This is a genomic window from Bacillus cereus group sp. BfR-BA-01408 (genome assembly GCF_022663305.1).
In the GTDB taxonomy this organism is placed as follows: Bacteria; Bacillota; Bacilli; order Bacillales; family Bacillaceae_G; genus Bacillus_A; species Bacillus_A pacificus.
This window is the reverse complement of sequence record NZ_JAKUFF010000046.1, coordinates 25721-37458: the sequence shown is the minus strand read 5'-3', so window position 1 is coordinate 37458 and position 11738 is coordinate 25721. Positions and strand designations below refer to the sequence as shown.

Genomic DNA, 11738 nt, shown 5'->3' with positions numbered 1-11738 from the left:
AAGGACAGCGTGAGCTATTAAAAGAGAGAAAGCAAAATGCAACGACGCATTGTGCACAACTCGAACAGTTAATTGTTGAATTAACAGAGAAAGCTACAAGTTATGATGGTGAAATTGAATCGAGTACAGAAGTATTGATGCAATTTGTAAATCATGTAAAAGAGTTGGAGACGAAATTGCATGACAATGAGCAATTACTTGCAACGTTTGCTGACAATTTAGAAGAGCAAATTGAGAATTTAAAAGGTGACTATATTGAACTTTTAAATCAACAAGCTAGTCATCGTAATGAGTTATCTATGATTGAAGAACAATCTAAACAACAAAACTCAAAAAATGAACGCCTTGATGAAGAAAATGCGAAATATGTAGAAATGCGTATGGAAATTACAGCGAAAAAGACAAAACTTGTGGAAAGTTATGAACAAGTAAAAGAAAAAGTAGCTGGAATCCTTTCGAATATACAAAAGACAGAAGCGGCACTTGGGAAATGCAAGGCGCAGTATAGTGAAAACGAAACAAAACTGTATCAAGCATATCAATTTGTACAACAGGCACGTTCTCGAAAAGAAATGCTAGAAGAGATGCAAGAGGACTACTCTGGTTTCTATCAAGGGGTACGTGAAGTATTAAAAGCTAGAGAAAATAGGTTGCAAGGTATTGAGGGTGCTGTTGCAGAACTGCTAACGGTACCGAAAGAATATGAAATTGCAATGGAAATTGCTCTAGGTGCAGCGATGCAGCATATAGTTGTACAAAAAGAAGAACATGCTCGTAATGCAATTGCGTTTTTAAAACAAAATAAACATGGACGAGCAACGTTTTTACCGCAAGCTGTTATTAAAGGTAGATCGTTATCATTTGAGCAATTACGTATTGTAAATCAGCACCCATCGTTTGTAGGTGTGGCAGCAGAACTCGTGCAATATAACAATAAATATGAAAATGTAGTTTCAAATTTATTAGGTACTGTTATTGTTGCAAAAGATTTACGCGGAGCGAATGAGTTGGCGAAACAATTGCAATACCGTTATCGCATTGTAACAATCGAAGGTGATGTAGTAAACCCTGGCGGTTCTATGACGGGTGGAGCGGTAAAACAGGCGAAATCATCTTTATTAGGACGTCAACGTGAACTAGAAGAGTGGACGAGTAAGTTAACTGATATGGAAGAGAAAACAACGAAGTTAGAAAACTTTGTTAAAGCAGTAAAACAAGAGATTCAAGAAAAAGAAGTGCAAATACGCGAACTAAGGCAAAGTGTAGAAGCAGAGCGTGTAGATGAACAGAAATTAAGAGAAGAAATTAGTCGCTTAGAATTAGAAGAACATCGTATTAATGATCGTTTATCTATTTACGATTTAGAGATTGAAGGGTTCTTGCAAGACCAAGTGAAAATGCAAGGCCGTAAAGAAGAGTTAGAAAAGATTTTGGCGACTCTTCAGGCAGAGATTACGGAATTAGATAGCAAAATCACAGCTTTAACAAAACAAAAAAGTGAGCAACATTCTTCGAAAGAAAAAGTTCAAAAAGAAATGACTGAGTTAAAAGTGTTAGCAGCTGAAAAGCAACAACGCTTATCTAATCAAAAAGAAAAAGTAGAACGATTGACGAAGGAAAAAGAAGAAACCGATGCAACGCTTGTCAAAACGAAAGAGGATTTAGCATTCTTAAAACAAGAAATGACATCGAATTCAAGTGGTGAAGAACAAATTACGAATATGATTGAGAAGAAAGCATATGATCGTAATCAAACTTCAGAGTTAATTCGCTCTCGTCGTGAACAACGTGTATCGTTACAAGAGAGAGTAGAACAGTTAGAGCGTAACCTGAAAGAAACAACAGGTAAACATAAATACATTCTTGAGATGTTGAAAGATCAAGAGGTAAAAATAAACCGACTTGATGTAGAGTTAGAAAATAGATTACAACATTTACGTGAAACATATACGATTTCATTTGAAGCGGCAAAACTGAAGTATACAATGGTGATGCCTGCTGAGGATGCACGTAAAAAGGTGAAACTAATTAAACTCTCCATCGAAGAGCTAGGTACAGTAAACTTAGGAGCAATTGATGAGTATGAGCGTGTGGCAGAGCGTCATACATTCTTACTAGAGCAAAAAGATGATCTAGAAGAAGCAAAAACGACATTGCACCAACTTATTACTGAAATGGATGAAGAAATGAAAAAACGCTTTTCTACTACGTTTGAAGGAATTCGAATGGAGTTTCAATCGGTGTTCTCTGAATTATTTGGAGGCGGTAGAGCGGATTTAGTTATGACGAATCCAGAGGACTTATTAAATACGGGTATTGATATCGTAGCGCAACCGCCAGGGAAGAAACTGCAAAACTTAGGTTTACTTTCAGGTGGAGAGCGTGCTTTAACGGCAATTGCGCTGCTATTTGGTATTTTAAAAGTGCGCCCAGTCCCATTCTGTGTATTAGATGAGGTAGAGGCTGCTCTTGATGAGGCAAACGTTGCCCGTTTTGCTCAGTATTTAAAGAAATTTAGTGATGAGACACAGTTTATTGTAATTACACATAGAAAAGGTACAATGGAAGAGTCTGACGTATTGTACGGTGTAACAATGCAAGAGTCAGGGGTATCTAAACTTGTTTCGGTTCGTTTAGATGATGGAGAAGAACTAGTTGCAAGCAAATAGAAAGGATGGGACAGTATGAGCTTTTTTAAAAAACTAAAAGAAAAAATTTCAAAACAAACAGATACGGTAACAGAGAAGTTTAAACAAGGATTAGAAAAAACGAGAAATTCGTTTGCAGATAAAGTAAATGATTTAGTCTTTCGTTACCGTAAAGTAGATGAAGATTTCTTCGAAGAATTAGAAGAAATTTTAATCGGTGCAGATGTTGGCGTTTCGACAGTGATGGAATTAATCGACCAGCTGAAAGAAGAAGTGCAACGCCGTAATATTCAAGATCCAAAAGAAGTACAAGCTGTTATTTCGGAAAAATTAATAGAAATTTATAAAGGTGACAGCGATTTTACTAATGAAATTAATGTGCAAAAGGATGGTTTAACAGTTGTTTTATTTGTTGGTGTGAATGGTGTAGGTAAAACGACAACAATTGGTAAGATGGCTCATAAGTTTAAATCAGAAGGTAAGTCTGTCTTATTAGCAGCAGGAGATACATTTCGTGCTGGAGCGATTGAACAATTGGAAGTATGGGGCGATCGCGTTGGGGTAGAAGTGATTAAACAAGGATCAGGGTCTGATCCAGCAGCGGTTATGTATGACGCTGTACAAGCTGCAAAAGCACGTAAAGTAGATGTATTACTATGTGATACAGCAGGACGTTTACAAAATAAAGTAAACTTAATGAAAGAGTTAGAGAAGGTAAAGCGTGTAATTGAGCGTGAAGTACCAGGAGCTCCTCATGAAGTATTGCTTGTTATTGATGCAACAACAGGACAAAACGGTTTAAGTCAAGCGAAAACATTCCGTGAAGCAACGAATGTGACTGGTATTGTTTTAACGAAGTTAGATGGAACTGCTAAAGGTGGTATTGTATTAGCAATTCGTAACGAAATGGATGTACCGGTGAAATTCGTTGGATTAGGAGAGCAAATGGATGATCTGCAACAGTTCGATCCAGAACAATATGTATATGGTTTATTTGCGAACTTAGTAGAAACAGAAGAAGTATAAGTGAAAGAAGCGGTATTTTCCGCTTCTTTTTCTATAAAAATATGAGATGTTAAGAAAAAAACTTGACACTCTTTTGTACTCCATGTAAACTAATTCATGTAAAGGGAAATCACTTAACAAAGGATGATCCAACATGCTCGAAAAAACAACGAGAATGAACTATTTATTTGATTTTTATCAATCGTTGTTAACGCAAAAACAAAGAAGTTATATGTCGCTTTATTATCTAGATGATTTATCTCTTGGTGAAATTGCGGAAGAATTTGATGTAAGTCGCCAAGCCGTGTATGATAACATTAAACGGACTGAAGCGATGCTTGAAGAATATGAAGAAAAATTAGTATTACTTCAAAAGTTTCAAGAGCGACAGCGACTTGTTGCAAAGCTAAAACAGCTAATCAGCGAAGAAGAGCATGTGAATGAAGAAATGAAACAAGTTGTTGAAGCTATCGAAAAATTAGATTAGGAGGGCGGCAATATGGCATTTGAAGGATTAGCCGACCGACTTCAACAGACGATGCAAAAAATCCGCGGCAAAGGAAAAGTTTCTGAAGCCGATGTGAAAGAAATGATGAGAGAAGTTCGTCTAGCTCTTTTAGAAGCGGACGTTAACTTTAAAGTAGTAAAAGATTTTGTAAAGCGTGTATCTGAACGTGCTGTCGGACAAGATGTAATGAAAAGTTTGACACCTGGACAACAAGTAATTAAAGTTGTACAGGAAGAACTTACAGAACTTATGGGCGGAGAGCAAAGCAAAATTGCTGTTGCTAATAAGCCACCGACTGTTATTATGATGGTTGGTCTGCAAGGTGCAGGTAAAACAACGACGACAGGTAAGCTTGCGAATTTGCTTCGTAAAAAGCATAATCGTAAACCAATGCTTGTTGCGGCGGATATTTACCGTCCTGCAGCGATTAAACAGCTTGAAACATTAGGGAAGCAATTGGACATGCCTGTATTCTCTTTAGGAGATCAAGTAAGTCCTGTTGAAATTGCGAAACAAGCGATTGCAAAAGCGAAAGAAGATCATCATGATTATGTTTTAATTGATACAGCAGGTCGCCTGCATATTGATGAAGAACTAATGGATGAATTAGCGAAAGTGAAAGAAGTTGCGAAACCGGATGAAATTTTCCTTGTTGTCGATGCGATGACAGGACAAGACGCGGTTAATGTTGCACAAAGTTTCCATGAACAGTTAGGTTTAACAGGGGTTGTATTAACGAAGCTGGATGGTGATACGCGCGGTGGTGCGGCATTGTCTATTAAAGCTGTTACAAATACGCCAATTAAATTTGCTGGTATGGGTGAAAAACTAGATGCACTTGAAGCGTTCCATCCAGAACGTATGGCATCCCGTATTTTAGGGATGGGAGACGTCTTAACATTAATTGAAAAAGCGCAAGCTACAGTTGATGAAGAGAAAGCAAAAGAACTTGAGCAAAAAATGCGTACGCTTTCGTTTACACTTGACGATTTCCTAGAACAACTTGGACAAGTGCGTCAACTTGGCCCGCTTGATGAATTGTTAGGAATGCTTCCTGGTGCAAATAAAATTAAAGGGCTGAAAAATGCACAAGTTGATGAAAAACAAATTGGGCATATTGAGGCAATTATTCGTTCTATGACTAAATTAGAGCGAGAACAACCGGAAATAATCAATGCTAGTCGCAAAAAACGCATTGCCAAAGGTAGCGGTACAACGGTACAAGAAATCAATCGTTTAATCAAGCAATTTGATGATATGAAAAAGATGATGAAAACGATGACTGGAATGCAAAAAGGTAAGAAAAAAGGACTAGGTGGATTGAAGTTTCCATTCATGTAAGGAAAAAAGATGGCTCTGTTAAGAAAAAATACTTTACAAAGCAATAGTCTTTTTGCTAATATAATTATCTGTGTGAAATAAATTCGGAGGTGCTTTATAAATGGCAGTTAAAATTCGTTTAAAACGTATGGGAGCTAAAAAAACTCCTTTCTATCGTGTAGTTGTTGCAGATTCTCGTTCTCCTCGTGACGGACGTTTCATTGAGGAAATCGGTACTTACAATCCGGTTGCTCAACCAGCTGAAGTTAAGATCAACGAAGAAGCAGCATTAAAATGGTTAGGAAATGGTGCTAAACCATCTGATACAGTTCGTAACTTATTCTCTAACCAAGGTATCATGGAGAAATTCCACTTATCTAAACAAGGTAAGTAATTGAGGCAATGACTATGAAGAAGTTAGTCGAGACGATTGTCAAGCCTCTTGTCGATTATCCTGAAGATGTAAAAGTTACACAGGAACTTTACAACGGAGAGATAAAGTATCGATTAACTGTACATCCTGAGGATGTTGGAAAAGTCATTGGAAAACAAGGGAAAGTTGCGAAAGCAATTCGAATGCTCTTGTATTCAGTGGGACATCACAATAGTGAAAAAGTAACACTGGAAATTCAATAAACGTAAAAAGGGCGAGGAGTTATTTCCTCTCCCTTTTTTAACATTTAAAGAGAAATTGCATGTTCCATATGTGAAATGGGGATGCTTAATTTATATAGAAACCAGGGGTGACATACTGTTTATGACAAAATGGTTTAACGTAGGGAAAATTGTAAATACTCATGGCGTAAAAGGAGAAATTCGTGTGGTTTCTCGTACTGATTTTCCAGAAGAGCGATATAAGGTAGGGAATACGTTATACATATCGAATGAAAAAGGTGGAGAGCCTTTCCCAGTAAAGATTACTTCTCATCGTCAACATAAAACATTTGATTTATTGACATTTGAAGGATATGGGAATGTAAATGAAGTAGAACAGTTTAAAGGTTCTCTTTTAAAAGTACCTGAAGATCAATTAGGCGAACTAGCTGAAGGCGAATACTACTATCATGAAATTATTGGTTGCAACGTTGTAACGGAAGAAGGAGAAGCGTTAGGGACAATAAAAGAAGTTTTATCTCCTGGTGCAAATGATGTTTGGGTAATTAAACGTCCAAAAGGTCAAGATCTGTTAATTCCTTATATTGATGATGTTGTACTTCAAGTTAACATTGAGAATAAATTAGTAACCATTCATGTAATGGAAGGGCTACTATAATGAAAATTGACATTTTAACTTTGTTTCCAGATATGTTTACAGGTGTGTTTGGATCTTCAATTTTAAAGAAAGCACAAGAAAAAGAAGCGGTAGAGCTTCGTGTTGTCAATTTCCGTGATTATACAACGAGTAAGCATAATAGTGTGGATGATTATCCGTATGGTGGCGGCGCTGGGATGGTGTTAACTCCTCAGCCTATTTTTGATGCTGTAGAAGATTTAACGAAAGAAACGGAGCGGAAGCCGCGAGTTGTCTTAATGTGTCCGCAAGGTGAAAGGTTTACTCAGAAGAAAGCGGAAGAGCTTGCAGAGGAAGAACATTTAATCTTTGTATGTGGGCATTATGAAGGATATGACGAACGAATTCGTGAACATCTCGTAACAGATGAGATTTCTATCGGTGACTATGTATTAACGGGTGGAGAGTTAGCCTCTATGGTTATAACTGATAGTGTCGTACGTCTCCTTCCAGGAGTACTAGGAAATCATGCTTCACAAGTCGAGGATTCGTTTAGTACAGGTTTATTAGAGCATCCTCATTATACACGTCCAGCTGATTTTCGTGGTATGAAAGTGCCAGATGTATTAATGTCGGGAAATCATAAAAATATTGATGAATGGCGACATAAAGAATCGTTGCGTCGTACGTACACGCGTAGACCGGATTTACTAGAAGAACGAGAATTGTCTAAGCAAGAAAAGAAGTGGCTAGAACAGATTAAAGAAGGCAAATAAGTGCTTGATATATTTTCTATTGCAACAGCCTTAGCAATATGCTATTATAACACTTGTGCTGCTGAAATCAGTAGCCGTATTAACGATGTTCCGCTGTAATTTATTTAGACTTTATAAGAGCATCTGTTTAAAGGAGAGAATTTAATATGCAACAATTAATCGCAGAAATTACAAAAGGCCAATTAAAAACTGACCTTCCTTCATTCCGTCCTGGAGACACTTTACGTGTACACGTAAAAGTAGTTGAGGGAACTCGTGAAAGAATTCAGCTTTTCGAAGGTGTTGTAATTAAACGTCGTGGTGGCGGAATCAGTGAAACATTCACAGTTCGTAAGATTTCTTACGGTGTAGGTGTAGAGCGTACATTCCCAGTTCACACGCCAAGAATCGCGAAAATCGAAGTACTTCGCCGTGGTAAAGTACGTCGTGCTAAGTTATACTACTTACGTAACCTTCGCGGTAAAAAAGCACGTATTAAAGAAATTCGATAAGACATGTATGGGAGCTTGTAAATGCACAAGCTCCCTTTTTCCAATCTATATAAAATTTTGATATAATACGATCAGCTTACATAATCGTGGAGGGGAAAAGCATGAAGAAAGAAAAGAGTTCACTTTGGGAATGGATCAAGGCAATTTTGATAGCTGTTGTATTAGCAGGTGTTATTAGACAGTTTTTCTTTGCGCCAATTCTCGTAGATGGAGTATCGATGGCGTCTACATTACATGATCGCGATCGAATGATAGTTAATAAAATTGGTTATCACATAGGAGATCCGAAACGATTTGATATTATTGTATTCCGAGCGACGGAAGATAAAGATTATATTAAGCGTATTATCGGCCTACCAGGCGATGAAATAGAGTATCGTAATGATAAACTATATGTTAACGGAAAGGCTTATGAGGAGCCGTATTTAGACAAGCAGAAAAAACAAATTGCTGACGGACCGCTTACATATGATTTCACTCTTGAAGAAATGACAGGGAAGAAAACTGTTCCAGAAGGTCAATTATTTGTTTTAGGCGATAATCGTCGTTTTAGTAAAGATAGCCGTTCGATTGGTACAATTTCAATGGACCAAGTGATTGGAAAGGCAAATATACTATATTGGCCGTTAAAAGATGCTCGTATTGTGAAATAAAAGAAAAAGAAGGTGGCAACATGGTAATTCAATGGTTCCCGGGACATATGGCAAAGGCTAGACGCCAAGTAACAGAAAAATTAAAGTTAATTGATGTTGTAATTGAGCTTGTAGATGCTCGATTACCTTTATCTTCTCGAAATCCGATGATCGATGAGATTATTACACATAAACCGAGGCTTGTTGTTTTAAATAAAGCGGATATGGCAGACGATCGTTTAACAAAGCAATGGATCGCATATTTTAAAGAAAAAGGCCATATGGCAATTTCAATTAACGCACAGGCTGGACAAGGCATGAAGGAAATTGCGGCGGCTTGTAAAGTGTTAGTGAAAGAGAAATTCGATAAAATGGTTGCAAAAGGTATTAGACCGAGAGCGATTCGTGCATTAATTGTAGGGATACCGAATGTTGGTAAATCTACGTTGATTAATAAGTTAGCGAAGAAAAATATTGCTAAAACAGGGGATCGTCCTGGTGTGACAACAGCTCAGCAATGGATTAAGGTTGGGAAAGAAATGGAGCTGTTAGATACGCCAGGTATTTTATGGCCTAAATTTGAAGACCAATTAGTTGGGTTACGTCTAGCTACGACTGGTGCAATTAAAGATTCTATTTTAAATCTACAAGACGTAGCTGTTTATGCGCTACGTTTTATGGAGAAACATTACCCAGACCGATTAAAAGAGCGCTATAATTTAAATGACATTCCAGAAGACATCGTGGAGTTATTTGATGCGATTGGAAAAAATAGAGGCTGTTTAATGGGCGGCGGAATGATTGATTATGATAAAACATCTGAACTTATACTTCGTGAGCTTCGTGGTGGCAAACTTGGGAAAATGACGTTTGAAACACCAGAAGAGTTTGCGGAGCAGACAGAAGATGCAGAAAAAGTAGAAGAAGTATAAGACGTGCGTTTGTACGTCTTTTCTTTTTTGTATATAAAGGGAGTGGCATGAATGCAAAAAGTGACTATTCAAGAGGCGGAACATTTACTACAAGAAATTATGAGTGAAGAGGACGACCGCTTTCAAATATTAATAAAAGATGAACGTAAAGGGGTACAAAAGCTCATTTCTAAGTGGTATAAACAAAAAGAGTTAGCGCAAAAGGAAAAAGAAAAATTTCTAGAAATGTCTAAGTATGAAAATGCGTTACGTGAAAAAGGTCTCACATATATCGCAGGTATAGATGAAGTAGGTCGTGGACCGTTAGCTGGGCCTGTTGTGACGGCAGCTGTCGTTCTTCCTGAGGATTTTTATATTCCGGGGTTAAATGACTCGAAAAAGTTGAGTGAAGCGAAACGTGAGCGTTTTTATGATGAAATTAAAGCGCAAGCAATTGCAATTGGAGTTGGAATTGTATCACCGCAAGTTATTGATGAAATAAATATTTATCAAGCGACGAAACAAGCGATGTTAGATGCTGTAGCGAATTTATCTTGTACACCACAATATTTATTAATTGATGCGATGAAACTCCCTACACCAATTCCGCAAACATCTATTATTAAAGGTGATGCAAAAAGTATTTCTATTTCAGCTGCATCCATTATTGCGAAAGTAACGAGAGATCGTATGATGAAAGAGCTTGGAGAGAAGTATCCTGCATATGGATTTGAACAACATATGGGATATGGCACAAAACAACATTTAGAAGCGATTGAAGCGCATGGCATATTAGAAGAACATCGAAAATCGTTCGCGCCAATTAAAGATATGATTCAAAAATAAGCTGCGAAAACGCAGCTTATTTTGTATTTTGACATATAAACATTACTATTTTCCAAAAAGAATAAAGCGATTTCAGTTTTCTGACACTTTATTGTAGACAGCGTGCCAATCATCTTATACAATGGCAATGTAATGTTTTTTAAACATTAAAAAACTTTTCGAGTAAAACAGGAAAACAGGGGAGGATGGGACCATGAATATCCATGAGTACCAAGGTAAGGCAGTCCTTAGAAGCTATGGGGTTAGCGTTCCGAACGGGAAGGTTGCATTTACAGTAGAAGAAGCTGTAGAAGCGGCGAAAGAATTAGGAACGGATGTATGTGTAGTGAAAGCACAAATTCACGCTGGTGGACGCGGCAAAGCTGGCGGAGTAAAAGTTGCAAAAAATTTAGATGAAGTTCGTACATATGCAGAGAGCATTTTAGGAACTACACTTGTGACACATCAAACAGGTCCTGAAGGTAAGGAAGTAAAACGCTTACTTATCGAAGAAGGTTGCGATATTAAAAAAGAATATTATGTAGGTCTTGTTTTAGACCGTGCAACTTCTCAAGTTGTTTTAATGGCTTCTGAAGAAGGCGGAACAGAAATTGAAGAAGTAGCAGAAAAAACACCTGAAAAAATCTTTAAAGAATATATTGATCCAGCAGTAGGCTTACAAGGCTTCCAAGCACGCCGAATTGCATTTAACATCAATATTCCAAAAGAGCTTGTAGGACAAGCTGTGAAGTTTATGATGGGCTTATACCGTGCTTTTATCGAAAAAGATTGCTCTATCGCAGAGATTAACCCACTTGTTACAACAGGTGATGGTAAAGTTATGGCATTAGATGCGAAATTAAACTTTGATTCTAATGCTTTATATCGCCATAAAGACATTTTAGAACTTCGTGACCTTGATGAAGAAGATGCAAAAGAAATCGAAGCTTCTAAATATGACTTAAACTACATTCCTTTAGATGGAAATATCGGTTGTATGGTTAATGGTGCAGGTTTAGCGATGGCTACTATGGATATCATTAAACATTACCATGGAGATCCAGCTAACTTTTTAGATGTTGGTGGCGGTGCGACAGCTGAAAAGGTTACAGAAGCATTCAAAATTATCCTTTCTGACAAAAATGTAAAAGGTATCTTCGTTAACATTTTTGGTGGCATTATGAAGTGTGATGTTATTGCAGAAGGTGTTATTGAAGCAACGAAACAAGTAGGTCTTGAATTGCCTTTAGTTGTACGTCTTGAAGGTACAAACGTAGAGTTAGGTAAGAAAATTTTAAATGAGTCTGGCTTAAATATTGTTGCAGCAGAATCTATGGCAGACGGTGCACAAAAAATTGTTTCACTAGTGGGCTAATAGAAAGCGGGGGAGA

General features: G+C 37.4%; 13 protein-coding genes. All 13 read left to right on the top strand.

Features of this window, described 5'->3' with window-relative positions:
- Nucleotides 1–2669: chromosome segregation protein SMC (gene smc, locus MR083_RS17905; protein WP_242269668.1), on the top strand; the 2669-nt coding region annotated here is incomplete at its 5' end.
- 15 nt (nt 2670–2684) lie between these two features.
- Nucleotides 2685–3674 carry a signal recognition particle-docking protein FtsY gene (gene ftsY, locus MR083_RS17900; RefSeq protein WP_000007647.1) on the top strand — a complete coding sequence of 330 codons (990 nt, stop codon included), beginning with the start codon at nt 2685–2687 and terminating at the stop codon, nt 3672–3674.
- Between the two features lie 133 nt (nt 3675–3807).
- Nucleotides 3808–4140 carry a putative DNA-binding protein gene (locus MR083_RS17895; RefSeq protein WP_000891062.1) on the top strand — a complete coding sequence of 111 codons (333 nt, stop codon included), beginning with the start codon at nt 3808–3810 and terminating at the stop codon, nt 4138–4140.
- Nucleotides 4141–4152: 12 nt separating this feature from the next.
- On the top strand, nt 4153–5502 hold the full coding sequence (ffh, locus tag MR083_RS17890) for a signal recognition particle protein (protein WP_000863461.1): 1350 nt from the start codon (nt 4153–4155) through the stop codon (nt 5500–5502).
- A gap of 100 nt (nt 5503–5602) precedes the next feature.
- Nucleotides 5603–5875 carry a 30S ribosomal protein S16 gene (gene rpsP / locus MR083_RS17885; protein ID WP_000268750.1) on the top strand — a complete coding sequence of 91 codons (273 nt, stop codon included), beginning with the start codon at nt 5603–5605 and terminating at the stop codon, nt 5873–5875.
- Between the two features lie 14 nt (nt 5876–5889).
- Nucleotides 5890–6117, top strand: a complete 228-nt coding sequence (locus tag MR083_RS17880) for a KH domain-containing protein (protein WP_000737403.1) — start codon at nt 5890–5892, stop codon at nt 6115–6117.
- 121 nt (nt 6118–6238) lie between these two features.
- Nucleotides 6239–6754 carry a ribosome maturation factor RimM gene (gene rimM, locus MR083_RS17875; protein WP_000170268.1) on the top strand — a complete coding sequence of 172 codons (516 nt, stop codon included), beginning with the start codon at nt 6239–6241 and terminating at the stop codon, nt 6752–6754.
- Nucleotides 6754–7488, top strand: coding sequence for a tRNA (guanosine(37)-N1)-methyltransferase TrmD (gene trmD / locus MR083_RS17870; protein WP_000686892.1), 735 nt, complete (start codon nt 6754–6756; stop codon nt 7486–7488). Before rimM ends, trmD begins: the two co-directional genes overlap by 1 nt.
- Before the next feature lie 146 nt (nt 7489–7634).
- On the top strand, nt 7635–7979 hold the full coding sequence (gene rplS, locus MR083_RS17865; protein WP_001186516.1) for a 50S ribosomal protein L19: 345 nt from the start codon (nt 7635–7637) through the stop codon (nt 7977–7979).
- 101 nt (nt 7980–8080) lie between these two features.
- The gene (gene lepB, locus MR083_RS17860; RefSeq protein ID WP_000711857.1) at nt 8081–8632 is read left to right on the top strand and encodes a signal peptidase I; all 552 of its coding nucleotides are present in this window, start codon (nt 8081–8083) and stop codon (nt 8630–8632) included.
- Nucleotides 8633–8652: 20 nt separating this feature from the next.
- On the top strand, nt 8653–9543 hold the full coding sequence (gene ylqF, locus MR083_RS17855) for a ribosome biogenesis GTPase YlqF (protein ID WP_000236697.1): 891 nt from the start codon (nt 8653–8655) through the stop codon (nt 9541–9543).
- Between the two features lie 51 nt (nt 9544–9594).
- A complete protein-coding gene (gene rnhB, locus MR083_RS17850; protein WP_001174724.1) occupies nt 9595–10368 on the top strand; it encodes a ribonuclease HII in 774 nt (257 codons plus the stop codon).
- A gap of 193 nt (nt 10369–10561) precedes the next feature.
- On the top strand, nt 10562–11722 hold the full coding sequence (sucC, locus tag MR083_RS17845; RefSeq protein WP_001020785.1) for an ADP-forming succinate--CoA ligase subunit beta: 1161 nt from the start codon (nt 10562–10564) through the stop codon (nt 11720–11722).
- Nucleotides 11723–11738: the final 16 nt, after the last annotated feature.

Excerpts from the sequence above, each read along its gene's own strand:
- rnhB (WP_001174724.1), top strand. The coding sequence starts at position 9,595 with ATGCAAAAAGTGACTATTCAAGAGGCGGAACATTTACTACAAGAAATT.
- MR083_RS17895 (WP_000891062.1), top strand. The coding sequence starts at position 3,808 with ATGCTCGAAAAAACAACGAGAATGAACTATTTATTTGATTTTTATCAA.
- ffh (WP_000863461.1), top strand. The coding sequence starts at position 4,153 with ATGGCATTTGAAGGATTAGCCGACCGACTTCAACAGACGATGCAAAAA.
- sucC (WP_001020785.1), top strand. The coding sequence starts at position 10,562 with ATGAATATCCATGAGTACCAAGGTAAGGCAGTCCTTAGAAGCTATGGG.
- ylqF (WP_000236697.1), top strand. The coding sequence starts at position 8,653 with ATGGTAATTCAATGGTTCCCGGGACATATGGCAAAGGCTAGACGCCAA.
- rimM (WP_000170268.1), top strand. The coding sequence starts at position 6,239 with ATGACAAAATGGTTTAACGTAGGGAAAATTGTAAATACTCATGGCGTA.
- MR083_RS17880 (WP_000737403.1), top strand. The coding sequence starts at position 5,890 with ATGAAGAAGTTAGTCGAGACGATTGTCAAGCCTCTTGTCGATTATCCT.
- lepB (WP_000711857.1), top strand. The coding sequence starts at position 8,081 with ATGAAGAAAGAAAAGAGTTCACTTTGGGAATGGATCAAGGCAATTTTG.
- trmD (WP_000686892.1), top strand. The coding sequence starts at position 6,754 with ATGAAAATTGACATTTTAACTTTGTTTCCAGATATGTTTACAGGTGTG.
- rpsP (WP_000268750.1), top strand. The coding sequence starts at position 5,603 with ATGGCAGTTAAAATTCGTTTAAAACGTATGGGAGCTAAAAAAACTCCT.
- rplS (WP_001186516.1), top strand. The coding sequence starts at position 7,635 with ATGCAACAATTAATCGCAGAAATTACAAAAGGCCAATTAAAAACTGAC.
- ftsY (WP_000007647.1), top strand. The coding sequence starts at position 2,685 with ATGAGCTTTTTTAAAAAACTAAAAGAAAAAATTTCAAAACAAACAGAT.